Source organism: Leptolyngbya sp. KIOST-1 (genome assembly GCF_000763385.1).
Lineage (GTDB): Bacteria > Cyanobacteriota > Cyanobacteriia > Phormidesmidales > Phormidesmidaceae > Nodosilinea.
In genome coordinates, this window is record NZ_JQFA01000002.1 from 2,625,434 (window position 1) to 2,650,233 (window position 24,800).

General features: G+C 55.8%; 24 protein-coding genes. 10 read left to right on the forward strand and 14 right to left on the reverse strand.

The genetic code is table 11. From position 1 onward, the window contains the following. Positions 1 to 53: 53 nt before the first annotated feature. The 3 genes from metG to NF78_RS11725 form a co-directional block, all read right to left on the reverse strand. Entirely contained in the window at positions 54 to 1,661 is a 1,608-nt protein-coding gene (gene metG, locus NF78_RS11715) for a methionine--tRNA ligase (protein WP_035986538.1), read from the reverse strand. A 409-nt stretch (positions 1,662 to 2,070) separates the two neighbouring features. Next, positions 2,071 to 2,679 carry a signal peptidase I gene (lepB, locus tag NF78_RS11720; RefSeq protein ID WP_081972590.1) on the reverse strand — a complete coding sequence of 203 codons (609 nt, stop codon included), beginning with the start codon at positions 2,677 to 2,679 and terminating at the stop codon, positions 2,071 to 2,073. A 206-nt stretch (positions 2,680 to 2,885) separates the two neighbouring features. Beyond that, complete coding sequence (locus NF78_RS11725) at positions 2,886 to 3,908, reverse strand: cysteine synthase A (protein WP_035986540.1); 1,023 nt, start codon at positions 3,906 to 3,908, stop codon at positions 2,886 to 2,888. 303 nt (positions 3,909 to 4,211) lie between these two features. On the opposite strand from NF78_RS11725, the gene NF78_RS11730 reads away from it, so the two are divergent. Then, on the forward strand, positions 4,212 to 4,967 hold the full coding sequence (locus NF78_RS11730) for an HAD family hydrolase (RefSeq protein ID WP_035986543.1): 756 nt from the start codon (positions 4,212 to 4,214) through the stop codon (positions 4,965 to 4,967). 229 nt (positions 4,968 to 5,196) lie between these two features. After that, positions 5,197 to 5,823 carry a TenA family protein gene (locus NF78_RS11735; protein WP_035986544.1) on the forward strand — a complete coding sequence of 209 codons (627 nt, stop codon included), beginning with the start codon at positions 5,197 to 5,199 and terminating at the stop codon, positions 5,821 to 5,823. Between the two features lie 4 nt (positions 5,824 to 5,827). Here NF78_RS11735 and NF78_RS11740 read toward each other — a convergent pair whose 3' ends face one another. Then, complete coding sequence (locus tag NF78_RS11740) at positions 5,828 to 6,487, reverse strand: phosphoribosyltransferase (RefSeq protein ID WP_035986546.1); 660 nt, start codon at positions 6,485 to 6,487, stop codon at positions 5,828 to 5,830. A gap of 490 nt (positions 6,488 to 6,977) precedes the next feature. Between NF78_RS11740 and NF78_RS11745 the strand changes: the two genes are divergently transcribed. After that, positions 6,978 to 7,556 carry a helix-turn-helix domain-containing protein gene (locus tag NF78_RS11745; RefSeq protein WP_072016054.1) on the forward strand — a complete coding sequence of 193 codons (579 nt, stop codon included), beginning with the start codon at positions 6,978 to 6,980 and terminating at the stop codon, positions 7,554 to 7,556. Further along, positions 7,553 to 8,179, forward strand: coding sequence for a transposase (locus NF78_RS11750; protein ID WP_197064816.1), 627 nt, complete (start codon positions 7,553 to 7,555; stop codon positions 8,177 to 8,179). The genes NF78_RS11745 and NF78_RS11750 overlap by 4 nt, the downstream gene beginning before the upstream one ends. A gap of 37 nt (positions 8,180 to 8,216) precedes the next feature. Here the strand turns inward: NF78_RS11750 and NF78_RS11755 are convergent, their stop codons facing one another. The 5 genes from NF78_RS11755 to NF78_RS11775 form a co-directional block, all read right to left on the reverse strand. Further along, positions 8,217 to 9,740 carry a glycosyltransferase family 39 protein gene (locus NF78_RS11755; RefSeq protein WP_197064817.1) on the reverse strand — a complete coding sequence of 508 codons (1,524 nt, stop codon included), beginning with the start codon at positions 9,738 to 9,740 and terminating at the stop codon, positions 8,217 to 8,219. 297 nt (positions 9,741 to 10,037) lie between these two features. Next, on the reverse strand, positions 10,038 to 10,373 hold the full coding sequence (locus NF78_RS11760; protein ID WP_035986551.1) for an SMR family transporter: 336 nt from the start codon (positions 10,371 to 10,373) through the stop codon (positions 10,038 to 10,040). Between the two features lie 21 nt (positions 10,374 to 10,394). Further along, a complete protein-coding gene (locus tag NF78_RS29360) occupies positions 10,395 to 10,922 on the reverse strand; it encodes a YqeG family HAD IIIA-type phosphatase (protein ID WP_072016055.1) in 528 nt (175 codons plus the stop codon). Positions 10,923 to 11,046: 124 nt separating this feature from the next. Then, positions 11,047 to 12,066 (reverse strand): decaprenyl-phosphate phosphoribosyltransferase, encoded by a 1,020-nt coding sequence (locus NF78_RS11770; protein WP_263970585.1) that lies wholly within the window; start codon positions 12,064 to 12,066, stop codon positions 11,047 to 11,049. 69 nt (positions 12,067 to 12,135) lie between these two features. After that, positions 12,136 to 13,131: a ribose-phosphate pyrophosphokinase gene (locus tag NF78_RS11775; protein ID WP_052050212.1), complete on the reverse strand. Its 996-nt coding sequence runs from the start codon at positions 13,129 to 13,131 to the stop codon at positions 12,136 to 12,138. Between the two features lie 230 nt (positions 13,132 to 13,361). Here NF78_RS11775 and NF78_RS11780 point away from each other — a divergent pair, with 230 nt between their 5' ends. After that, positions 13,362 to 14,195, forward strand: a complete 834-nt coding sequence (locus tag NF78_RS11780; protein WP_052050216.1) for a Cof-type HAD-IIB family hydrolase — start codon at positions 13,362 to 13,364, stop codon at positions 14,193 to 14,195. Here the strand turns inward: NF78_RS11780 and NF78_RS11785 are convergent. The 3 genes from NF78_RS11785 to NF78_RS11795 all read right to left on the reverse strand — a co-directional run bounded on the left by NF78_RS11785 (position 14,116) and on the right by NF78_RS11795 (position 16,873). After that, the gene (locus NF78_RS11785; RefSeq protein WP_052050220.1) at positions 14,116 to 14,916 is read right to left on the reverse strand and encodes a polysaccharide deacetylase family protein; all 801 of its coding nucleotides are present in this window, start codon (positions 14,914 to 14,916) and stop codon (positions 14,116 to 14,118) included. The two genes, NF78_RS11780 and NF78_RS11785, sit on opposite strands and share 80 nt — an antisense overlap. Positions 14,917 to 15,009: 93 nt before the next feature. After that, complete coding sequence (locus tag NF78_RS11790; protein ID WP_081972591.1) at positions 15,010 to 15,921, reverse strand: ABC transporter permease; 912 nt, start codon at positions 15,919 to 15,921, stop codon at positions 15,010 to 15,012. After that, positions 15,911 to 16,873 carry an ABC transporter permease gene (locus NF78_RS11795; protein ID WP_035986557.1) on the reverse strand — a complete coding sequence of 321 codons (963 nt, stop codon included), beginning with the start codon at positions 16,871 to 16,873 and terminating at the stop codon, positions 15,911 to 15,913. Before NF78_RS11795 ends, NF78_RS11790 begins: the two co-directional genes overlap by 11 nt. 425 nt (positions 16,874 to 17,298) lie before the next feature. On the opposite strand from NF78_RS11795, the gene NF78_RS11800 reads away from it, so the two are divergent. Then, positions 17,299 to 17,856, forward strand: coding sequence for a L,D-transpeptidase (locus NF78_RS11800; protein ID WP_197064818.1), 558 nt, complete (start codon positions 17,299 to 17,301; stop codon positions 17,854 to 17,856). 198 nt (positions 17,857 to 18,054) lie between these two features. On the opposite strand, the gene NF78_RS31110 is transcribed toward NF78_RS11800, so the two are convergent. Beyond that, on the reverse strand, positions 18,055 to 18,546 hold the full coding sequence (locus NF78_RS31110; RefSeq protein ID WP_156119739.1) for a hypothetical protein: 492 nt from the start codon (positions 18,544 to 18,546) through the stop codon (positions 18,055 to 18,057). Between the two features lie 149 nt (positions 18,547 to 18,695). Beyond that, positions 18,696 to 19,343 carry a L,D-transpeptidase gene (locus tag NF78_RS11810; protein WP_081972592.1) on the reverse strand — a complete coding sequence of 216 codons (648 nt, stop codon included), beginning with the start codon at positions 19,341 to 19,343 and terminating at the stop codon, positions 18,696 to 18,698. 684 nt (positions 19,344 to 20,027) lie between these two features. Here NF78_RS11810 and NF78_RS11820 point away from each other — a divergent pair. The 4 genes from NF78_RS11820 (at position 20,028) to NF78_RS11835 (ending at position 24,699) form a co-directional block, all read left to right on the forward strand. Continuing rightward, positions 20,028 to 21,857 (forward strand): DUF1989 domain-containing protein, encoded by a 1,830-nt coding sequence (locus NF78_RS11820; protein ID WP_052050224.1) that lies wholly within the window; start codon positions 20,028 to 20,030, stop codon positions 21,855 to 21,857. Continuing rightward, positions 21,854 to 22,381: a hypothetical protein gene (locus tag NF78_RS11825; protein WP_035986565.1), complete on the forward strand. Its 528-nt coding sequence runs from the start codon at positions 21,854 to 21,856 to the stop codon at positions 22,379 to 22,381. Before NF78_RS11820 ends, NF78_RS11825 begins: the two co-directional genes overlap by 4 nt. 452 nt (positions 22,382 to 22,833) lie before the next feature. Further along, positions 22,834 to 24,231: an ammonium transporter gene (locus tag NF78_RS11830; RefSeq protein ID WP_035986568.1), complete on the forward strand. Its 1,398-nt coding sequence runs from the start codon at positions 22,834 to 22,836 to the stop codon at positions 24,229 to 24,231. 42 nt (positions 24,232 to 24,273) lie between these two features. After that, positions 24,274 to 24,699 (forward strand): hypothetical protein, encoded by a 426-nt coding sequence (locus NF78_RS11835; RefSeq protein ID WP_035986571.1) that lies wholly within the window; start codon positions 24,274 to 24,276, stop codon positions 24,697 to 24,699. The last annotated feature ends 101 nt before the right edge of the window (positions 24,700 to 24,800 follow it).

Below are 24,800 nucleotides of genomic sequence, written 5' to 3' on the forward strand. Positions count from 1 at the left end.
ATGGGTATGGGTTTAAATTTGAAGCGAACGTAACAGGGCTGAAGCAGTGTTGATCAGGGGCTGGCCGCTGGGGTGGGTAGCTCTAGCCGCTGAAAGACGGGTGCGGCTTCTCCCAGGGGCTGGCCGGGGGGAAGGTAACCCCAGGCGGCGTGGTCGGCATAGGCGACCCTCTGGCCCAGGGTTTTGTCGTTAAACTCGAAGGCAAAGCCCAGCTGTGTATAAATCCGGTTGCTGAGGTCGGGGATGATGGGCGACAGCAGGTAGGCGGCCTGCCGCACCGACTCCAGCACAGCGTACAGAACCAGCTCGGTTTCGGCCTGTTTGCCCTGCTTGTAGAGACTCCAGGGCGCTTGCTCGTCTAAAAACTTGTTGCTGGCCTGCACCAGCGCCAGGGTAGCGGTGCAGGCCTGGCTAAAGGCCAACTGGGAATAGGCCTGGGCCACGGTGTCGGTGAGGGCAGTTCCGATCGCCCGCAGGGGATGGTCTAGGGCGATCGCCTGCCGATCGACATCGGGCACCCGACCTTCGCAGTAGCGGGCCGCCATTTTCAAGGTGCGGTTGAGCAGGTTGCCCAGATCGTTGGCCAGGTCCGCATTGAGCACGTTGATAAAGCGGGTTTCGTTAAAGTCGCCGTCTTTGCCAAACTCAATTTCGCGCAAAAAATAGTAGCGCACCGCGTCGGGGCCGTACTTCTCAACCAGGTCCACCGGGTCCAGGGTGTTGCCCTGGCTCTTGCCCATTTTCTGACCGTCCTTGGTCAAAAAGCCGTGGCCAAACACTCGCTCGGGCAGGGACAACCCCGCCGACATCAGCATGGCAGGCCAATAAACGGCGTGGAAGCGGAGAATATCTTTGCCAATCAGGTGGGTGTTGATCGGCCACCAGTGGGCGATCGCCTTGTCCAGGCTGGGCGGTTCGTCAGAGTCTTGCAGAGCGGTGATGTAGCCCAACAGGGCATCGAACCAAACGTAGAGAGTGTGGTCGGCGTCGGTGGGTACTGGAAAGCCCCAGTCGAGGTTGATGCGCGAGATGGAAAAATCCTGCAATCCCCGCTTGACGAAGCTCAGCACCTCGTTGCGGCGCGACTCAGGCTGAATAAAATCGGGGCGATCGGCGTAGAGCTTTTCTAGCTGCTCCTGATAGTTAGATAGCTTAAAAAAGTAGTTGGACTCGTCGCGCCACTCCACCGGCTTGTTGGTGTGGATGGGGCAGCGCTTTTCTCCAATCAGGTCGCGCTCTTCTTTAAATTCTTCGCAGGAGACGCAGTACCAGCCCTGCTGCTGGCCTTTGTAAATATCGCCCCGGTCCCACACCCGCTGAAAAAACTCGTTGACGATGACATTGTGGCGGGGGGCGGTGGTGCGAATGAAGCGATCGCAGTCAATATTTAATAGCTGCCACAACCGCTCAAACCCAGCCACAAATTCGTCGCAGTGCTCCTGCGGCGAAACCCCCCGTTCTTCAGCGGTGCGCTGAATCTTTTGGCCGTGCTCATCGGTGCCGGTTATCATCAGCACCGGGTGCCCCATCAACCGATAAAACCGAGCTACGACATCGGCAGCAATGGTCGTATAGGCGCTGCCAATATGGGGTAAACCATTGACGTAGTACAGCGGGGTAGTAATGGCAAAGGATGGCTTATCGGCAGGGGTAAAAGTCATACAACCAATGGGAACACATGCCTCCTGAGAGGCTAAATTGACAGCGGCAGCCGTGGCGCAACAGCCACCAAAGCTAGGCTTTAGGGCAAAACCCGACCGATAACCAGGATAGCAGCGTCAGCCAAAAGCTGACCTTTGACACCTGCTTAAACCGGACATCAGCCCTATCCTAAGCAACTGTGTTAAGGTTCCCTGAATAAACCCCGGAAGATTTAAGCATCTGGGGAAGAAATCAATCGACACAAAGCGGCTATTCTCGCGCTTACCCCACGGCGATCGCCGCGTTTTTCTCGCTAGTACTCTGCGGCAGAAGTCAGTCAACTGTTCCTGACACCTGACACCCCCAGCAAGGGTTGCTCTATTTCTGCCAACCAGTACTAGCGCCCGGCGGCTACCATCGCCCCACGGCTCAATCGTCGATCAGGCCAACCCGGCCCGGTGGCCAAAATCGCACCACGGCTCTGCCAATAATGTTTTCCTGGGGCACAAATCCCCAGGCGTGGCTGTCATAGCTACTGTTGCGGTTGTCGCCCAGCACCATGAAGGATGCCTCGGGTATTTCCTCAGGTCCCCACTGGTAGTCGGGCGGGGCTTTGATGAAGGGTTCATCCAGCACCTCGCCGTTGCGAATCACCTCACCATCGCGCACTTCCACAACGTCTCCCGGCAGACCCACAATCCGCTTAATAAACGCATCGCGGCGCCTGCCCGGTGTGGTCAGGCTATCGGGGGGCCAAAACACCACAATGTCGCCATGCTGAGGGGGGTTGAGGTGATAGCTAATTTTTTCGATCACCAGGCGATCGTTGATCTGGAGCGTCGGCTCCATAGAACCAGAGGGAATGTAGCGCGCCTCTGCCACAAAGTGCCGAATGCCCAACGCCAGCACTACGCTGAGCCCAATAGTTTGCAGCCCTTCCACCCAGGGGTTGGGCTGGGACGCCTGTTTTTTGGGTACCGAACCCGGAGTCAGGGCAGGCTCGGGCGGTAGCGAAGACTTGTCAGACGGATCGGTCACAGGTGTGTCCCCGAAAATTACAGAAGCAGACTGGCTGGGATTGCCTGGAGGCGCGTTGACTCTGGGAGTAGCTGCGCTGCAAGTATCCCATTTAACCCCTTTAATTTGTCCTAGTGTAGTCGATCTGATCTGCAACCACAGTCCCCCTTAGGCAGTGGCTAGGGGCGACAGCGGAGAGAGCGGGTCGGCGGCTGAGGCCGTAACCCCTAGGCGATCGCCTCACCGATCGCAGCGGCAGGTGCAGGAGGAGCCAGTTCCTCTGACCACAGGCCCTTCTCTTCCAGCCAGGAGCGGCTGTAGATGCGCGACTGATAGCGCGAGCCACCGTCGCACAGCACCGTGACAATGGTGTGGCCGGGGCCAAGCTGCTGGGCCAGTCGGACCGCCGCCGCCACGTTGATGCCCACAGAACCGCCCATGAACAGGCCGTCCTGGTACAGCAGCTGATAGATGGTGCGCAGGGCTTCGGTATCGTCCACCTGAATGGCATCGTCGATGGGGACGCCGTCCATGTTGGCGGTGATGCGGCTGTTGCCAATGCCCTCGGTAATCGAATTGCCCTGGATATTGATTTCCCCCGTTTTGACATAGCTATAGAGGCCGCTGCCCATGGGGTCGGCCACCACGCAGCGAATCTGCGGATTTTTCTCCTTTAGAAACAGGGCTGTGCCCGCGTAGGTGCCGCCGGTGCCCGTGGCGGCTACCCAGCCGTCGACTCGGCCCTCGGTTTGGGCCCAGATCTCGGGACCGGTGGTTTCGTAGTGGGCCAGACGGTTAGCCAGGTTGTCAAACTGGTTGGCCCAGACGGCGTTGTCGAGTTCTTCGGCCAGCCGCCCCGAGACTTTGACGTAGTTGTTGGGGTCCCGGTAGGGCACGGCGGGCACGGTGCGCACCTCAGCGCCCAGGGTGCACAGCAGGTCAATTTTCTCCTGGGACTGGGTGTCGGGAATGACGATCAAGCAGCGGTAGCCCTTGGCATTGCAGATGTGGGCCAGACCAATGCCGGTGTTGCCTGCGGTGCCTTCAACCACGGTGCCGCCGGGCTTCAGCAGCCCCTTTCTCTCCGCGTCTTCAACAATGTAGAGGGCGGCCCGGTCTTTGACCGACCCACCGGGGTTGAGAAACTCTGCTTTGCCCAGAATGTCGCACCCCGTAGCCTCGCTAACGCTGGGAAGACGAATCAGCGGAGTATTACCTACCGTGGCGACAAACCCGTTTTTGATATCCATGTCCTTCGTAACCGTTGACAACAGTCTGCTGCGCTGGGGCCGACTCTGACCTGGGGCCAGGTCGCCTCTTCATCCTACGGTGAAACGGTGGGCTTCTCGGCTAGAATCGTTGTGCTTTCTGCCGTTTTGACCTACCCATTTTGACCTAACAGGCCGGGCGAGACAGGCCGAGTGCGATGGAAATAGACATTGCCCCCAGGCCTCTCTCAGTCTGCCTGGGTTCAGAGTCGGCAACATCTGCCCTTAGATTCCGGTGGTAGGTGCTATCTCCATATCTCCCGTCGGTCGTCTCCACGAATGCCCATGAAAACCCTTGACGCGCTCATCTTTGATGTCGATGGTACCCTGGCCGAAACCGAGCGGGACGGCCACCGGGTTGCGTTTAACCAGGCGTTTCAGGAGTTTGGTCTACCCTGGCACTGGCCGGTAGGCCTCTACGGTCAGCTGTTGCGGGTGGCTGGGGGCAAGGAGCGCATTCGTCACTACATTGAGCGCTACCAGCCCCCGGTGCCGCCGCAGGAAGAGATCGAGGCGCTGGTGGTGGCGCTGCATCAGGCCAAGGCTCGCCATTTTCAGGCGCTGGTTGCCAGCAACGTCATCCCGCTGCGGCCAGGGGTGCGGCGATTGATCGCCGCAGCGCAGCGGGAAGGGGTACGCCTGGCGATCGCCACCACCAGCGCCAAGGACAGCGTGCTGCCGCTGCTGGAGCACCTGCTGGGGCCAGGGTCGCCCACCTGGTTTGAGGTGATTGCGGCGGGCGACATGGTGGCGAACAAAAAACCCGCCCCTGACATTTACCATCTGGTGATCGACGCCATGGGCCTCAACCCCGCCACCTGCCTGGTGGTCGAAGACAGTCGCCAGGGGTTAGAGGCCGCCGTTGCCGCCGGACTTCCCACCGTGGTCACGGTCAATGACTACACCCGCAGCTCGGCTATGCCCCACGCGCGCCTGGTTATCAGCCATCTGGGCGAACCCAGTCTCCCATTTGAAGTGCTCTGGGGCAACGCGAACAACGCCTACTATTTCTCCCTCGATCTGGCCCAGGCGCTGCTGTGAGTCTGGTCTGATTTATTCTTGAATGAGGCGGAACGAGCCAGAAGCCCATCCCACAAGAGGCAGGCTCTCGGGCTTAAAGGGGCTGTGGGAAAAGCTTGTGGGATAGCCGTCCTGGCTGTCCAATCTGCCTAGGGCAAAATCCGATGCGCACCCACCTCAATCTCTCGGCACCAAATCTCGCCGCCAAACCATCCACACCTTAACTATCCTCACCCTTTCCCCCTGCCCCATGTCGCTCTCCCTCTCCCTCTGGAACGCCAACGCCGATCTGGCCCAGGCCTGTCTACAGCACCCCTTTGTGCAGGGCCTGGGCGTCGGCACCCTGGCCGTTGAAACCTTTGCCTACTACGTCGGTCAGGACGCCTTTTTCCTTGAAGCCTTTGCCCGGGCCTACAGCATTGCTGCCGCCAAAGCGGCTACCTGGGAAGCGTTTCAGGTGTTTCACCAGCTTGCGGATGGGGTACTGGCCGAGCTCAATTTGCACGGCAGCTATGCCAAGGAATGGGGCGTGGAGTTGACCTCGGTGTCCCCCGGTGCCGCCACCCGCCGCTACACCGATTTTTTGCTCAGCACCGCCTGGGGGCAACCCCCAGGGGCAACGGCGATCGCTATGGCCCCCTGCATGCGGCTCTATGCCTTTTTGGGGCAGTCTCTGGCCCAGCTGGAGCCGCCGCCCCACCGCTACAGCGCCTGGATCGAGACCTACAGCAGCGACCAGTTTGAGCCCCTGGCCGCTCAACTGGAGGCGCTGATCGATGAGCAGGCTGTCGATACCCCCAGCCATCGGGCCGCCTACCGCTACGCGATGGAGTGCGAACTCGCCTTTTTTGAAGCCGCCTGGCAGGAAAACGCCTGAGGCCTCAGCCCGAACAACTCAGGAGGTGGCGAACATCGTCGTCGCTGGTTTGGGAAAAGTCCTGGTACCAGTAGCCGATCGCACGCAGCGTTGGCGGCATGACCACACACACGACCTCATCCACCATCAGGCTCAACTCCTGGCACAGGGCCGGGGCGGCCACCGGGGCGGCCACAATTAGCCGGGCTGGTCCTTGGGGCTGGATCACGGAAACGGCGGCCCGCATGGTAGCCCCGGTGGCGATGCCGTCATCGACCAGAATAACGGTGCGATCGCGGATGGAGGGCGACGGTCGATCGCCCCGGTAGGCGCGATCGCGGCGCTGTAGCTCCTCCAGTTCTCGGGCCGCGATCGCGTCAATGGCGGCGGCAGAAATCCCCATCCCCTTCACCACATCGTCGTTCAACACGCGCACTCCGCCCGAGGCGATCGCCCCCAGGGCCAGTTCCTTATGGTCTGGCACCCCCAGCTTGCGCACCAGGCAGATATCCAGGGGAGCCTGAAGGGCCTGGGCCACCGGGTAGGCCACGGGCACGCCGCCCCTGGGCAGGCCCAGCACCAGCAGATTTGGGCACTGGGCATAGCCTTTGAGCCGATCAGCCAGCTGTTGTCCGGCGTCGGCACGGTCTTGAAACCGCCTATCGTGGGCAACCGTGTTGAGCATTTCACCTCCTGAATGGGTAAGAGAGCGGGCGATCGCGGGCTCTCTTACCCTACGGTCTATTGGGTTTCGACTTTGACGACCCGCTGCGGCTTGCTTACCAGTTTGGGCATAGTCAAATCCACCATGCCGTTTTTACAGTCAACCTATACATAGTCGGTTTAAATCCAAGTCGACAGCGGAATTGTGCGTTCAAACACCCCCTAGCGAAATTTTGAGCGCATAGACCACTATCGGTTTGCTTAGATTCCGACTTGCGATCGTCTTCGATCCAAACCGATGATTCTGTCACCTGACCTCCTAGTACTCTGAGGCGAAAGTAGATGGCTCTTCCGGATCTGTGGTTGAAAGTGTGCTGGCTGATACATTTTACTTTCCCTGCATTCGCTGAAAGCCTTGCTGCGCCTGAATATTAGCCGAGCTTATCACCCTGAACCCGGAAGAGCCAAGTAGATCTACTATTTAAGGGTAGAGCGCACGGAACTGAGTTGCCATGCCAAGACTTGCCGCTCCTCCCATCACGCTAACGACCGATGAACAGACGGGCCTAGAGAAAATCGCTCGGCGACCGAGCACAGCCCAGCAGATTGCGCTGCGAGCGTCCATCATCTTGCGTGCCGCTCAAGGTGCCAGTCATGGCGAGATTGCTCGGGAACTCGGGATTACCAAAGATACGAGTCGTCTCTGGCGCAGTCGGTGGCTAGAGCTGAGTGCCCGTGAGTTACCCATCGAAGATCGACTCCAGGATGCGCCTCGAGCGGGGTGCCCGCCGACGTTCACGTTGGAGCAAATCACGCAACTCTATGCCCTGGCCTGCGCCCCGCCTGAGCAGTATGGTCGCCCCATCAGCCATTGGACGGGTTGCGAGTTGGCCGATGAGATGATGAAGCAGGGCATTGTCGACACCATCAGCCCCCGTCACGTCGGGCGATTGTTAGCTGAAGCCGAACTTAAACCCCACCAGACTCGCTACTGGCTCCATCCCCCCCGGATCCTGAGTTCGCCGCCAAAGTTACCGACATCTGCGGTGTCTATCAGCAGGCCAGGGCGCGCAGCGAGCACGGTGAGTTGACCTACAGCCTCGACGAGATGACCGGTATTCAAGCCCTAGAACGGGCGATGCCGAATCTGGACATGAAGCCGGGACGCTGTGAAAAGGTGGAGTTTGAGTACATTCGTCATGGCACCCAGGCCTTAATCGCCACGCTGAATGTCGCGACCGGCCAGATTGACCAAGCCAGTGTCGGGGACACCCGAACCGAGGCTGATTTAGAGGCTCATCTCAGAGCCCTCCTGGGCCCAGCACCCAGCGCTCCCAAAATTCATCTCGTTATGGATTGTCTCAATACTCATCAATCCGAGGCCTTGGTGCGCGTAGTGGCTGAACTTGAACCTGAACCCCTTGAGCTAGGCGAAAAGGGTAAGTCCGGCATTCTGGCCTCAATGGCCACTCGCGCTGATTTTTTGAAAGACCCTTCTCATCGCCTGGTCGTGCATTTCACGCCTAAACATTCGTCCTGGCTCAATCAAATTGAAGTTTGGTTTAGCATCCTGGTGAGCAAACTCCTACGCCGTTCCAACTTCACCAGTCAGGCTGACCTCAAAGCTAAAATCCTCGCCTTTGTGGACTACTACAATCGCACCTTGGCCAAGCCCTTTAAGTGGAATTACACCGGTAAACCCTTAGTCTCGTGAATGATAGACTTAGTTCTGCCTCAGAGTACTAGAAACTTCAAATGGCTGACAAATAGTAAATATGGAAATAATTAAAATCCTCAACTATATAGTCTATTTTATATGCATCAGAAATTTTTTCTTCGAGGGGAAATTCTGCCTCCAAAAAATGCTTCCGATTAACAACCAATATAATTTTTTTTGAGTCATTAGCTACTGAAGACAAACTTTTTAACCAATAATCATCTCCTGACAACATTTTCCAAGCAACTTCGTGACCATCTATTGTTTCAAAATCGCCATAGTATCTGATCAATTTAGTAGAGCCAAAAAGCAATACAGATGGACTACCAGAAACTCGATTTTCAATCAAATAACGAACAACGGATCGGTAATCATCTCGCCAATAGCTCTGATCGAAGTAATAATTGGAAACGGAATATAAATTTAGAAATATGAAAAACAGGATTGATAACCTAGCTATCGCCTTGTAAAGGGGTCTAACTTTTCCAATCAGGAATGGGCCATGCAATAACGATGGCAAAATCATGGCTAGAGGCAACCAGAGGTAGTAGGCATGCCTTGGAACCAAATTCATCTTTGTAATTAGAGCCATAACTATTGCCAAGACAAAAGAGGTAACTGCAAGACAAATAAAGAAGCAATCCAGCCGGAAAATTTTGCTCCTAAAGTCACGCTGAAGAAACAGCCTTATAATAAGCAGAAAAATTACAGAAACAACAGCGATAAATATCAAAAGAACTGGCCAGCTCCCTAAAACCACTGCCAGCTTATCATCTCCTCTCAACTGCTCTTGCGATGGTCCATAAGTAGTGCCAACTAAAATCCCGTAAATCACAAAAGCTGCATTGTAAATAATAGGAAAACCGAACCTCGATATATTAACGGTTGATGGATTTGCATCAGCAGGCAAAGTCAGGAAATAAACTATTGGAAACAAACAAAAAATCGCAGTAGGCAACCACCATTGAATCCAGTGCCTCCACTTCCTAAAAATTAATAAATGCGAAAAGCTTAATGATGCAGTAAACACAATAGACTGAACACTGCAGAACAAACCAATTGAAGAAATGATTGCAAAAAAGAACCTTGATAAAGGTTTTTTAGATGAATCCGCGTCCAAAACTTCACTGAATATACAAAGCTGTAGCGATGCAATAAAAATCAACAAGGAATAGTTTCTCGCCTCTTGACTGTAGCCAATCAAAAAGGAACTAAAAACCAGAATAAAAAGAGTCCATATGCTGTGGTTTTTACCATACAAGCGCCTAGCAAGGCCATATAACATGGGCAACACTAAAAAACCTAGAATTGCCGAGAACCCCCTTAAAACAAACTCCGAATCTCCCAAAAATAGGCGTATAACATACAAGAAAACATAATACAAAGGCTGAAAAATATCACTGTGCGGCAAATTCCTTAATCTTGTAATAAGTTCGACGAACGAAGAAGCTTCAATATTGTCAAGAGTCAAGCCTTCATCAAACCAAAGACTTTGGTTTGTCAACAGAAAAAAACGCAGAAAAAACCCGATAAAGAAGAGATAGAAAAGTTTTGCCAAGTCGCTACTTAATGTCTTTCGAGATATAAATTTGATCATGATTTCAAACCTTCTTAATCAATAAATAGTACAAAACAAAATACTAAGGCCGATTTACCGTACAAATTTAAGGCTTAAGGGCTCTTCCGGATCTGTGGTTGAAAGTGTGCTGGCTGATACATTTTACTTTCCCTGCATTCTCTGAAAGCCTTGCTGCGCCTGAATATTAGCCGAGCTTATCACCCTGAACCCGGAAGAGCCGGCTTAAGCAGCCTCCCAAAATCTAATTTGTGAAATTAATTCTATTAGCTACAGCATTCAATTCTTTGCAAAAGCAATAGCCCAGATGCCACTTAGCATAAGGCCAATTCCAAGCCAGGCAGTTATCCCGACTTTTTCTTGAAAAAACGCAGCTCCAAAAACAGTGGTAGAGATCACCGTCAAACCAATTACCAAGGGGTAGGCCACAGATAGATTCACTTTACTCAACACTAAAATATACATTAAGGTGCTGATGCCGTATGCTAAAACTCCGCCCAGCAAGTATATGTTTGGCAGAGTCTTACCAGATCCCATCTTGAGTAAGACTTGTGCAAAAGTATTCAAACCGACAGTAGAAGTTATTAGAACACCAAATATCAATGGATTAGTCATTGGTATACAATCAATTAAAAATTAAGGGTAAAGATATTCGCAGTCTGCCAACCAAAGCTCTTCAGTATTAAGGTATGGAACCTGTACCCATTTACCAAGAATTTTTTCCCACCAACGGGGCGGATGAGGAAGGCTCGCCACTTGAACACAAGAACAGCCCACTAGTATTGAACCTAAAACATCGGTGTGAAAACTATCACCAATGACAACCACCTGACGAGGTTTAAGTTGCATGATCTGAATCGCCCTGCGGAAACTCTTTGGGAATGGTTTACGGGCAGGACTAATAGCTGAAATATTTAAACGAGCAGACCAATAGTTAACTCGATATTTTCGCTTGCCGTTGGACAGCAAAAAGAGCTTCAGGCCCTCATGCTGAGCTTCACGAATCCAGTTTTCAGAATCAGGGGAAAGGTATACATCATCCTCAGAGACGATGGTATTGTCGAGGTCAAGAATGATGCCTCGAATACCTTTTTCCCTCAGCAGGCTTCGGTCAATCTGGCTGAGTTGTCTAATTCTGAGGGTATATCTCTCTGTTATTGGCATGATCAGATCCCGTAAAGCTATGAATAGTAAAATCCATCAAATTTTTGCCTGTGATTAAGAGAGCTGAGTTGGCTTTTTCTCCTAACATCATCCAAACTAAAACTTCGAAGTTGATATCAAAACTTTAGGCTAAAATACCTTGATTGTGCAGTGAAAGCACGGCGATAACCATCATCAGCCAAGCAATTATGGTCAGCCCAAGAGGACGGTCGCTAAGCAAGATCTCTTCCGGTCGTTCAGTCTTGCCACCGTGGTCGGTACCATTAGCGCGACGACTAATTTCCTCTGGATCGCTGAGAAACTGGTAGCGGAATACTCCATAGGCAACAAAGGGAAGAGTAATCATCATCCAAGGCGTAGTTGCCCCGTTAACAACAGGCCCAGCACTCCAGAGTGCGTAGGTCATAATAACTCCAGTAGTAACAGTACCTTCCATCCGGGTTAGCAAGGGCTGAGAATAACGGTAAAGGACACGGCGAGTTTGTCCCCCTTTGAGTTTTGTAACGCGAAGCTCTGCTTTGCGTTTTTCAATCCCCAAAAACAGGGCCAACATAGCGGTACAGAGCAAGAACCACACCGAAACCACAATTCCCGTAGCAGCGGCCCCAGCACACGCTCGGAGCACAAAGCCCGAGGCGATACAGATTACATCAAGGATGACCGTATGCTTGAGCCGTAAGTTGTAGGCGACCTGCATTAGGGCATACGCTATCAGCGTGCTGCCGAGCAGCGGCTGGTGGAGCCAACCAACGGCTACGGTTCCCACCAACAAAATTCCGGCCATAGTTAGGGCGGTAGGAATGCTTACCAAGCCTGCAGCAATTGGGCGCTTACACTTGGTAGGATGACAACGATCTGATTGAACATCAGCGATGTCGTTAAGCAAGTAGAAGGCGCTAGAGAGGCCGCAGAAAAGTACAAAGGCTAGAAAAGATTGCAGCAAGGAAACAGGATCAAGCTGCAAGGAGAAAATAGGGGCTGCAAAAACAATTAAATTTTTTGTCCATTGCTTAGGACGTAACGCAAGCAAGTAGACCAACAAAGATTTTTTTTCTTTAGTGAATAGCATATTTTTGCTCCAAGCGTGTTTTACAATACAGCTAGTTATTGAATAAATAATGTCTACACAATTAAAAATAAGCATTTTATTTTTAATGCTGGTATTTCCTTAAAAATGTTGAGAAGAATCAAACATATGTTTAATTTTTAGCTCTTAAGGCGACTGAAGCATGCTGCTGACAGAATACTCCTTATGAATTCTGCGAATAGCTTCGCTTATCAGTTCGGCAACGGATAGAATTTTGAGTTGCTGAACTTCTTCTTGAGGGACTGGAATCGTATTAGTAACAATTATCTTCTCAAAAAAACCGTTTGAAATGCGATTGATTGCTGGCGGAGAAAAGATAGCGTGGGTAGCACAGGCATAGATCGTACTTGCCCCTGCCTCTTTGAGGGCGCGGGCACATTCTGTGATTGTGCTCGCCGTATCAATGATGTCGTCAATAATAACTGCCGTCTTACCATTTACTTCACCAATCACATTCATAATATCGGCGCAATTGTGGTCCGGGCGACGTTTATCGATAATCGCAAGAGGTGCATCATTGAGGTGTTTGGCAAAGGCTCGGGCGCGAGCTACACCACCAATATCAGGCGATACAATCACAACGTCATCGATTTCCTTAGTCCGTAGATAGCGATGCAGAACGGGAGCAGCAAAAATGTGATCTACTGGAATGTCAAAGTAGCCTTGGGTTTGGGCTGAGTGTAAATCCATGGCAAGAATGCGGTGAGCCCCAGCTTGTGTAATTAAATTAGCCGTTAGCTTGGCCGTAATTGACTCGCGCCCTGCAGTTTTTCGATCGGCTCGAGAATAGCCGTAGTAGGGAATGACAGCGGTAATCTGCCGAGCCGATGCCCGCCGACAAGCATCGATCATGATTAAGAGTTCGAGCAGGTGATCGTTGACCGGTTGACAGGTGGGCTGCATCAGGTAAACATCACAGCCACGAATGGATTCTTGAAATTGAACATAAATTTCACCATCGGCGAAACGCTTGCGCACCATTAACCCTAATTCGCAATGTAGGTATTGGGCCACTTCTTGAGCCAAACCAGGGTTAGCAGAACCAGAGAAAATACGGAGTCTGCTGGGCAAGTTTCGACTTAACCCCTCAGGTTTTTGAGCCAGAATCACAGGGGAAAGCATGGGGGTTGTTAGGAAGAATTATGTTCTTGGATCTAAGCTACTCCAGGTAAGCTTGGGGCGGGCGCTCTGGCAGTGGGCTTTACTGAGGGCTCACGTTTTAATAAAGATACCTACCTTTAGGTAGATGGCGATTTGCTGGAGAAAGGTGCTCTCGTCTTGTATCAGCGACAGTTAGAACTCTTACAAGGACTCAATTGCCTACCATAGGGAAAACACACCAGGCTCACCCCATGACTGTCGACATTCGTCTTCTTGTGCTCGATATTGATGGCACCCTAGCTGGTGTCTCCAACGAAATCACCGCCCCCGTGCTGGAGGCCATTCGGCAGGTGCAGCAGCGCGGCATTGCCGTGGCGATCGCCACCGGGCGCATGTACCAGTCGGCCCTGCGGTTTCACCAGCTGGTGGGTTCGGCACTACCCCTGATGGCCTACCAGGGGGCCTTCATTAAGGATCCCAAAACCCAAACGCTGCACCGGCATACGCCCCTACCCCGCCGGCTGGCGCTGGAAATTTTGGCCTACCTGGCCCCAATGGAGGCCCGCAATGACCTGTCGATTCACCTGTATATCGACGATCAGCTCCACGTGCGGAGCATTATCGACGACACTGAAGCCTATGCTCAGCGATCGGGCATTCGACCGATCGCCGCCGGAGATTTGGCCCTGCTGTTGAGCAACAATGTGGCGATCGAAACCACGAAGCTGCTGACGCTGAGCACCAACATCGACCTACTCAGCGATATTTTGGCCCACCTGAGCCAGCGCTACCCTACAGAAGACCTGTACCTGACGCGATCGGTGGAATACTTCGTGGAGGCCACCCATCCCCTAGCCCACAAGGGCGAAGCGGTGCGGTTTTTGGCCGAAGACCTGCTGGATCTCAAGCCTGACCAGGTGATGACCATTGGCGACAACTTCAACGACCTGGAAATGCTGCGCTACGCCGGCATTGGCGTGGCCATGGGCGATGCTCCGGAGCCGGTTAAACAGGGGGCTGACTGGGTGGCCCCTGGGGTGGATGCGGATGGGGTGGCGGCGGCGCTGTGGGAATTTCTGCTGTAGCGGTGGGGCCGGTCGCCGCCAAGCTGTCGTAGAGGTCTGAGAGGGTGACCACCCGGTAGCCCTGGCGATCGATCAGGCTCAGCAGGGTGGGCAGCGCCTGGGATGTTTGCACACAGCGCTCCAGGGAGCCGCCGTGCATGACAAAAATTGCCCCCGGAAAGATAAACCGGGACAGGTACCAGGTGTTGAGGTTGGGGGTACTAAGGGGTCTAAGGGTATCGAAGGGAACCATGGAGGCCAGAGCCACCAGCGACTCGTAACCGGGGGTGAGCCGAATGTGGTCGACCATGGCCCGGTTATAGAAGCCGCGTCCTGGTCGGTACCAGCGAATCGGCTGCTGGATCAAGTCGGTGATGCGATCGTGGGCCTCTTGAAAATGGCGGGCAAACTGGACCGGCTGCAAAATGGCAGGGGTGGTGTCTGTGGTGCCGTGGTTGGCAATCTCGTGGCCGCTGGCCAGGATCTCCTGCAGAATGGTGCTGCCGGGGTTGAGGTGGTCGGTGATCACAAAAAAGGTGGCCCGCACCGGGTGCGCGGCGGTGCGGTTGTAGCGATCGAGGGCAGTGAGAATCAGCCGGGTGGAGGCATCGTTGCGATCGCCCGGTGTCGGTACATCATCGATGGTGAGGGCCACCATCTGGGCCTGGGTCGGGGCGTAGAACAGCGCATCCGGAAACATCCGGGCGACCTGGGTGAGCAGCTGCTGCTGGGGAAGAGCCATAGGGAGCACCCGCCGAGACAGGGGGCTGGGGTGTAGAGTACCAAGCCCAGTCTACCGCCAGGGGTCTGCCTCGTCGCAGACTTGCCTGGCTGACTACCGGCTGGTCGGATCGAGGCTATCCCGCAGGCGATCGCCCAGGGTATTGATACACAGCACCGTCAAAAAAATCGCCAGGCCCGGAGCCAGCACCAGGTAAGGGGCGCTCTCGATGTAGTTCTGGGCATCGAACAGCATCCGCCCCCAGGTGGGCACATCGGGGGGAAAGCCCACCCCCAAAAAGCTCAGGGTCGATTCGGCCAGCAGGGCGTTGCCCACTCCCAGGGTGGCCGCCACAATCACCGGCCCCAAAATGTTGGGCAGCAGATGGGTTTTGACAATGCCCCAGGGCCGCGCCCCCAGGGCCACCGCCGCCTGGACAAAGGTGCGCTGCTTCAGGCTCAAAAATCCGGCCCGCACCAGGCGGGCCACGGGCATCCAGCTCAGGCCGCCGATCACCCACACGATCAGCCAAAAGATACCCTGCTCTGGCCCCAGGGCACGGCGCACCGGGTCCCCCAACAGGTAGACCACCAGCAGCACCAGGGGCAGCTGGGGCAGGGCCAAAAACAGGTCGGTGAGGCGCATCAGGAGGCTGTCCAGCCAGCCGCCGTAGAACCCGGCCAGCACGCCAATGCCCACCCCCAGGCTGAGGCCCACCAGAGTGGCGGTCAGCCCTACCGCCAGGGAAATGCGCCCCCCCACCAGCAGCCGGGCCAGCTGGTCCTGGCCCAGATCATTGGTGCCCAGGGGGTGTGCCAGGCCCGGCGGGCGCAGGGCGCGGCCAAAGTCGATGGCGCTGGGAGACCCCTGGTAGAGCAGCGGACCAGCGGTGACAGCCAGCAGCAGCAGGCCCAGGGCCACCAGGGCCAGCCGGGCGGTGCGATCGCCCCATAGCCGTCGCCAGGCGCGATCGGCTCGGCCACCGGGATCGATGGGCCGAGTCGCCAGCTCAACGTTAGTGGCCATAGCGCAGCCTGGGATCAATGACGACGTAGAGCAGATCCGCCACCAGGTTAAAGGCCACCACCAGCACCCCATAAATAAAGGCAATCCCCATGACGACTGGGGTATCGCTGCGGTAGATAGACTCAATCAGCAGCGCCCCAATCCCCGGCACCCGAAATACCTGCTCGGTCACCAGCGCCCCGGTAAAAATGGTGGGAATATCCAGCGCCACCAGCGTGACAACGGGAATCAGCGCGTTGCGCAGCATGTGCAGGGTGACGATACGCCAGCGCCCCAGTCCCTTGGCCCGTGCGGTTTTTACATAGTGCTGAGGAATTTCTTCCAGCATGGCGGCCCGCACAAACCGCAGCAGCACCGCCGTTTGAAACAGCACCAGCGTGGCAATGGGCATGATCGACTGCCGCAGCCACTGCCCCAGACTGCCCAGGTCCCTCACCACCAGAGTGTTGTCGTAGATAAAAGGCAGCCAGCCCAACCGCACGCTCAGCACAATAATCAGCACCAGGCCCGAAAAAAATGGCGGGGTTGAGAACCCCATGAACGCTACGGTGGTAATCGCCCGATCCACCCAGGTGTTTTGCCGCAGAGCCGCCACAATGCCCAGGGGCAGGGCCAGGGCCACGCTCAGCAGGTAGGCCACCCCAATGATCCAGAGGGTGACGGGCAGGCGCTGGGCAATCAGGTCTACTACCGGCAGGCGACTGGTAAAGGAGTAGCCCAGGTTGCCGGTAAACAGCGCCGCCGTCCACTTTAAGTAACGGATATGAATAGGCTGATCGAGACCGAGCGATCGCACAATGTTCTCCCGCACCTCCGGCGTAATGGCCGGGTTGGTGGCGAGATCCCCCAGGGGGTTGCTGGGCGACAGCGCCAAAATAACGAAAATCACCGCGCTAATCGCCACCAGGGTGGGAATGGCCATCAGCAGACGCCTGAGCAAGTAGCCGAGCATGGTAGGGAGAGAGCGGGAAAGGATCCGTAGGGGCTATTATCAATCAACCTTGGCTGACATATCCATGAGCGGTCACCGCCCCTGGCCTGGTTTGGAGCTGACAGTTAAGGGGGTTTGGCCAGAATCGATGCCACTAGATTATCGCTAGTTTAGCGGGGCTGTTCCCCTGTGCACAGCCTTAGCGCCGTGGGAGTCGTTAGTTTGGCAGGGTAACCGTCTCGGGTGACCGATCAGGACACTGACCAAAGGGAAAACTTCAGTCCTATGGAGTGTTGGCAATTGCTGACACTCTTTTTAGGCTGAAATAAGCGAACTTCGGTCAGTTGGCTGATCTGGGCTATTCGATTGGCAATGGTGTGGGTTGGGCTGGCCATTGGCGCTTGGGCGATCGCCCGAACGTCAGACAAAGGGCGAGGAGATCCAGTATGAGAACGTGGAATCAGTTATTTGGCCTCATGAGTTTTGTAGCAGCGGCGGGGCTTGCGCCTTATGCCATTGGGGGGCTGCTGCTGCAAGACTATCCCCACGCCTCAGCATCCTCCTTTTTTAACTCTCCCGCGGTTCTTGCCGACTCAACCAGAGCCGCTGAAGAAGTGGTTTGGTTAGAGATCAGCCTCAGCCAGCGTCGGGTAACGCTATACGAGGGTACTAAGCGGATCGAGCAGTACCCGATTGGCATCGGCAGAGCTGGGTGGGAAACCCCCGTCGGCACCTTCCGAGTGCGCCAGATGCAGGAAGATCCTATCTGGATACATCCCTTCACCGACGAGCGAATTCCGAACCATGACTCACGCAATCCACTGGGCACCCGGTGGATTGGATTTTGGACGGACGGTCACATGTGGGTCGGCCTCCACGGCACCTCTGACCCCTCGTCCATCGGCACGGCGGCGTCCCACGGCTGCATTCGTATGCACAATGCCGACGTAGAAGCCTTGTTTGGCCGCATTGAAATGGGCACACCGGTAAGAGTTGTGCCCTAGGACTCATCAAGCACAGCCGACCTGCGGATGTTCTCTGGTCAGGTAAGCCCCTGCAAAAATTCGGCGTTACGGCGGGAAGGTGTCGTTCCAGACCGCAACGCTGAACCTGTATAGACTGCGTTAACCGCAAAAGCTGGTGTTGCCTGCTTCTGCCGCTCGTTGGGGCTCAATTCTGCAAGCTAAGCCCCAACTTTTCCATTACCACAGGGCACGAACGCCGTTGTCGCCGTTGTCGTCGGCCTCAAACTGAGCGTCATCGTCAAACTGATCTTGCTGCTGTTGAATGGTGCCGGGCTGCTGCTGACCTGCGCCGGGGGTGGCGGGCTGCTGCTGTTGGATGGTGCCGGGCTGCTGCTGACCTGCGCCGGGGGTGGCGGGCTGCTGCTGTTGGATGGTACCGGGCTGCTGCTGACCTGCGCCGGGGGTGGCGGGCTGCTGCTGTTGGATGGTACCGGGCTGCTGTTGACCAGTGCCAGGGGTGGCGGGCTGCTGCTGTTGAACGGTGCCAGTGGTACCGGGCTGCTGTTGCTGACCCGCGCCAGTGGTACCGGGTTGCTGCTGAGTGGTGCCGGGGGCTTGTTCACCACCACCAACTTGAGCCGTTACACTGGGCATACCCACCAGCACCCCGGTTACCAAAGCTCCAGCTAAACCAGTTAGGGCCAAAGTAATACGATTTTGAGCGTTCATAAAATACCTCTTCAAAGCGATTTCAACGTGGCTCATTTAAGAGCGTTAGTTCAAAGCTTAAAGAGGCTCATGCTGGACCTTATCTGTCGTTGGTTTAGCATTAGCTGAGATTTTCTACTACCTGAATGAGGTCAGCGCACTCAAACTAACTACGGCAGCACCGTGACTGGGGTGCCAAGTCTGACTTGCCGGTACAGGTCCTCCAGGTCAGCCCTGTGCATATGAAGACATCCGTGGGAGGAGTTTCTGCCTACCGTTGCGGGGTTACGAGTGCCATGAAACCCAATCCAGTTGTTGCCGTCGGTCCAAAAACCAATCCATCGCGTTCCCAGGGGATTGCGGGCATCACCCCCGGGAATTCGTTGTCCATTAAATGGACTGATCCAAGTGGGGTGCTCGCGCATCTGGCGCACTCGAAAGGTGCCAGTCGGCGTTTCCCAACCGACTCGACCGATCCCAACGGGATAGCGGCTGGCAACGGTTGCACCCTGGTAGACTAAGACTTCGCGACGCCGCAGGTGAATTTCTAACCGCACATTCTCTGGTGCTGGAGCAAAGGCCTGGGTAGATTCAGCCGGGGGGGCAATGGTGGTCTCGGCGGTGAGAGATTGGCTGCTTTCGCCCAGCAATGCGGCGGTCTGCGGCAGCAGGGCAGAGAACTCCCGTGTCACCTCTGATGCAGGGGCAGTATTCCCAGCAGCGTTGGGCCAGTAACTGGAGCGGGCCTGATGGGCAGCAGGCACGGTTAAACTCAGCACCAGAGCCAGTCCGGTGAGATTAATGAAGCGGTTTAGCATGGGAGTCTAAATTGCGATCGCGCAAAAAATACAGGTAATAAATGTTGCAAGCCTTCCACAAACCTGAAAACATCCTGTTTCCAACCGTGGCTGGGCCAACAGAGCAAGCCAGAACGTCTTGAATCAGCGGAGTGACGGCGAAAGGAATACAAAAATGCGAAAGTTACCTCTTGCTCAAGAGAGATTCTACCCAAAATGTTAGGCATAGATAACATTGGGATGATTTTATTTTCTTGGCGACTTTGGACGCTACGTTTGGCGTTCAAGCTGTCAGCAATTGGATCCATTTTTTTAGTCAGCCCAAACTGTGAAAAACAGCAGGTTGCAATACCCATAAATTTGCAGGCAGATCCCTCGTTAGCTGCCAAAAACTCCACATCCACTCCGGCGATCGCAGAGCTAAGGGGCAAAGTAAGGTGGAAAACCGCTCTAAAAATGACCAAGGGCAGAAATGCAGATCCCGACAAAATTTTCTTTCGGGTCAATACCCTATTTTGGGAAATCGTCAGATAACCCCAGGGTTTCACCCACTTACTTTTAGAGGTTCGTCAGTAATCGGGTTTAGAGTTTCGCCAGCGCTACGGCTTTCGCGAGCCTTTGCGGTTTCCGGTTTGCGCGTCAGCCCCCCCCGGTTCGGTAGCCTGCACCACCACGCGCCCCAAGGACATCTGGTGGAATCTTGTTATGACAACTCCCCTCCAGCGTCCCATAGCAAAGCGATACAGTGATGTGCCGCCGCCCCTGGGTGAGGTAGTGGCAGAGTATCGAATTGCGCCGGGAGACGCGATCGCCTACCCCGTCACCGCTGGCCAGTACGTCCAACTTATTGATGTGGCAGGCTCCCAGTGCTCCGATTTTTTGGCCTTTGGTGGCCAGGGCTATGGCGATCCGCTGGATGCCACCGTCACCCGCACGCTGACGGGGCTGGCGGTCCCCCAGGCGGGGCTACCCAGCAAGGTCTTTTCCCAGGCGATGCAGCCCCTGGTCGAAGTGGTGCAGGATACCTGCGGTCGCCACGACAGTTTTCTGCTTGCCTGCACCGCCCGCTACTACGAAGACGCCGGGTATCCCGGTCACCCCAGCTGTAGCGACAACTTCAACCGGGTGCTGGCTCCCTACGGCATTGCTCCCCGTCCAGGCTGGCCTGCGCTCAACTTTTTCTACAACACCAGCGTCGATGGCCAGGGGGCGATCGGCTTTGCCGAACCCCTGTCGCGCCCCGGCGACTACGTGCTGCTGCTGGCCCACCAGGACGTGCTCTGCGCCAGTTCCGCCTGCCCCGACGACATCGACCCAGCCAACGGCTGGCATCCCACCCCCATTCACGTGCGGATCTACGCGGCGGGGCAGACTTTTGCCCGCGCAATTGGTCGACGGGTCGCGGCGGACTTTCCCCTGCGCCTCACCCAGGACAGCGCCTTCACCCCTTGCATTCGCCAGCTCACCGACGACCTGACCGAGTACAACGGCTTTTGGGTGCCCGGCAGCTTTGCCCACCAGGGCGACCAGGCGGAGTACTGGGCGCTGCGCCAGCGGGCCGCGCTGATGGACCTCTCGGCGCTGCGGAAGTTTGAGGTGCGTGGAGCCGATGCCTTTGCCCTGCTGCAGCACGCCTTCTCCCGCAATCTAGAGAAAATTGCCCCTGGGCAGGGGGCCTACGGCTGCCTGCTCAACCCCCACGGCGGCATTGTCGATGACGGCATTGTGTTGTGCTTTAGCCCCACCCGCTACCGCTACGTAGGCAACTGCGATACTGACGGTGCCTGGTTGCACAAGGTCGCCCAGGAAAAAGGCTGGACGGTGGCCATTGAGACCGTGGATCTCCACAACCTGGCCCTCCAGGGCCCCCTGGCTCGCAACCTGCTCCAAACCCTGGTGCCCGAGGTGGCGAACCTGGGCTATTTTCAATTTATCGAGGCTCAGGTGGAGCACCTGCCACTGCTGATTTCGCGCACGGGCTACACCGGAGAACTGGGCTACGAGCTATTTGTGTCGCCCCAGCACGGCGCGACCCTATGGAAAATGCTGATGGCGGCCGGACAACCCTGGGGAATGCTGCCCCTGGGGATGAAGGCGCTCGATCGCGCCCGTATTGAAGCCGGACTGCTGGCCAGGGGCCATGAGTTTGACGATTTGACCTCGCCCTACCAGGCGGGTATCGGCTGGGCCGTGGCGCTGAAAAAGCCCGACTTGATCGGCAGGGCGGCGCTGGAGGCGATCCGTCGCCGTCCCCCCCGGCTGGCGGTGGGCCTGGTGCTGACGGGGCCAGAGGTGGCGGCCCACGGGCAGCCGGTGTTTGCCGCCGGGGAACAGTGGCGGGTGGGGCAGATCACCAGCGCCACGTTTTCGCCCATCCTCAACGCCAGCATCGCCATGGCCCAGGTGGTGCCTGAGTATGCCGAACCTGGAACCTCGGTGGAGGTGGGTCTGCTGGATGGGTTGAAACGGCGGGTGCTGGCCACGGTGGGTCCCCTAGCCACCTTTGACCCCACCAAAAATCGGGTGCGAGCATGAACGAATTTAACAAAGAGGTCACGGTTTCACAGCCCTGGGATATGGCGGGGGTCGACGGGCTGGTGGCCGCCAGAGCACTATTCGGCGAGGCGGTGGATCACCTGGCCCCGTTTCAGTCGCTGGAGACCGAGCTGGACGGATTGCCCTGTGCGGTGCTGCGGCTGTGCGATCGCAACTTTCGTGTCACCTACCCTGGCCCGCTGGATCAGCGGGTCGCGGCGCTCAACCTCAGCCTGTGGGTGAAGTCGCTGGACTGGCTGGGGGCGGTGGCTCTGCCGGGGGAGGGTTGGCCTGCGATCGCGGCGCTGGCCACCGTTCGAGCCCCCCACCGACTTACCCCATTGCCGCTGCACAGGGCAGTACCCGCTCAGGTAAACTCCATTTCTGTACTGATTTGGCACCACCCGATGGGGAGTCGATCGGGTTTAGAACTACACCTGGCTCGCCACCAAATTGAAACTTTTTGGGCGCTGATTCAAGCCTTCAACCACAGTTCAGTATCGCTCACTACAGCTCATACCTAGCTTGCATTGCACACTCTTGACATAACAAGTTGGTTAAGGCGACTTGACTGGCTTAGTTGTACCAAGTCCGGCCCAATATTGGGAGTTTTTCAACTGATTTAACTTCATCTCTAGCCCTGGGTTTGATTGATTTGCTTCTGGCCTTGTTACAGCTCTAACAGTTCTCCAAGAGAGCTGTAGTGCTTTGCCTTGGCACAGTCGAACGGCTGTATCGCTCAGCTTCATCTACCTAATTTAGCCCACTTGTGAAGCCCCGTCAGACCAGTTAGGACATAGCCGATTCCCTTAAAGCGATGGCTATACGCCATTGCCCTGCTTCAGTCTCCAAACGCAGCAAGGGCCGCAGCAAGGGTCGATGTCCTAGGTGCAATGACAATCGCTAAATTCACAGGTTGGTCGTTGCATTTTCGTCGGTTCCTTCGTGCAAATTATTTGACAGCTAGGAGTTATCTATGTCTCCTGAATCGCAAGAGTTTTTAGCAACTTTTGTCTCAGAGTCTTACTACTATTGGGCCTCGGTGCTCATGTTGCTAATCCATGTGGGCTTTTTAGCGTATGAGGGTGGCGCAGCCCGCTCCAAGAACGTCCTGGCCACCATGGTCAAAAACCTGATGACCCTATCGCTGGTGGGCCTCACCTTCTTCTTCTTTGGCTGGTGGGTCTACAACGCCTTTCCGCTGTTTCCCCTCCAGGGCGGCATTGTCGGACCCTGGACTGATGCCGCCGCTGGTGGCACCGTCGGTGAGGTGCTGGAGTTGGTGGAAGCCTCCTACCCCTGGTCCCCGGCGCTGGGTCCCAACATCGCCGATAATTTAACGGGCGTGTTCTGGTTCGCCTTCGCCCTGTTTGCCATGACCACCGCCTCGATTCTCTCCGGCGCGGTGATTGAGCGGATCAAGATCGGAGCTTACGGCATTCTGGCCATTGTATTGGGCTCGTTTACCTGGGTGGTCGCCGCCTCCTGGGGCTGGAACCCCTACGGCTGGTTCTTTACCCAGATGGGCTACCACGACTTTGGCTGTTCTGCCCTGCTCCACGCCGTGGCGGGGTTCTTTGCCCTTGGGGTGCTGCTCAACCTCGGTCCCCGGATTGGCAAGTTTGATGCCCAGGGCAAACCTCGGGTAATTATGCCCCACAATTTGCCCCTCACTATGGTGGGGTTAATGCTGATTTTTGTCGGGTTCTACGCCTTCCTGGCCGCCTGCGTGATCTTTGTGCCGGGTCAGACGGTCGAGATCACCATCTACGGCACGCCGATGACGCTGGCCTCCGTCGGGGTCAACACCACTCTGGCGCTATCTGCCGGTTTGGTTGGTGCCTACATGGGTTCTAAGGCCGACCCGTTTTACACCATTTCGGGTGGACTGGCGGGCATTATTTCTTCGGCAGCGGCCATGGATATCTATAGCCCGGCGATTGTGATTATCCTCGCCTTTGTTGGAGCTTACACCATGCCCTTTGTTGGCAATGCGGTCGAAAGAGCCGGCATTGACGATGCTGTTGGGGCATTTGCTGTCCATGGCTACTGCGGGGTATTTGGTTCCCTCATGGTGGGCATTTTTGCCGCTGGTTATCCTCAGCCGGATGGGATACCTGCGATCAATTTTGGGGCTCAGCTGATTGGGGCGCTCATCTGTGCAATACTGCTGGGTTTTCTGCCCGGGTATGGGGTCAGCTTTGTGCTCAAAAAGCTGGGCCTGCTGCGCGTTTCTGAGGCCGAAGAAATCGCCGGTCTGGACCTGGCTGACTTTGGCATTGAGGGCTATCCGGAATACTCCATCCTGCCCCAGCAAAACGGCCATTCTCCCATGGCTCCCGTGACCATGCCTGAGGCGGCTCAAAAAATCTGAATTGCCCCCAGTAGAATGCTTAACATTTGAGGAACAAGTGCCATGTCCAGTCCATTCTCTACCTTTGAAGAGTTTGAGGGCGCGATTGACGGTCCCACCGAAGGTGCGATCTACACCTTTGCCCATAGTCCGGCCATTAACGCGATCGCCCTGCTAATTTGCGTTGGATTGTTTATTTGGTTTCTAGTCAGAACCTTTTCAACCCACTACGAGGTGCCTGCGGTTGACAAATCGCTCAGCCATCTCAGCGCCTTTATTGTGGCGGGGCTACTTTCATTGGCTGGAGCCGAGTATCGCCAGACGACTCAGCCCTATCAGCCCACCCAGGCCCAAACCCAGACTATGCCCCATCGGCCCGGTGCCAAGGTGGCTTTGGGCCTGCTGGGGATGGCCAGCGTGGGTCTCCCCGGTCGTCGGGGGGCCGCCCGTCGCCAGGGTCGCTACCGCGATATCAAAGCTCCTCGATAGGGGGGTGGTCAGCGGCGGCAGTCGCTTGACCACTTACAAACGTTTCTAGCGTTCCGTATAAACCCACTGTTGCCCCGCTGGTTGTGACCAGCGGGGCTTTT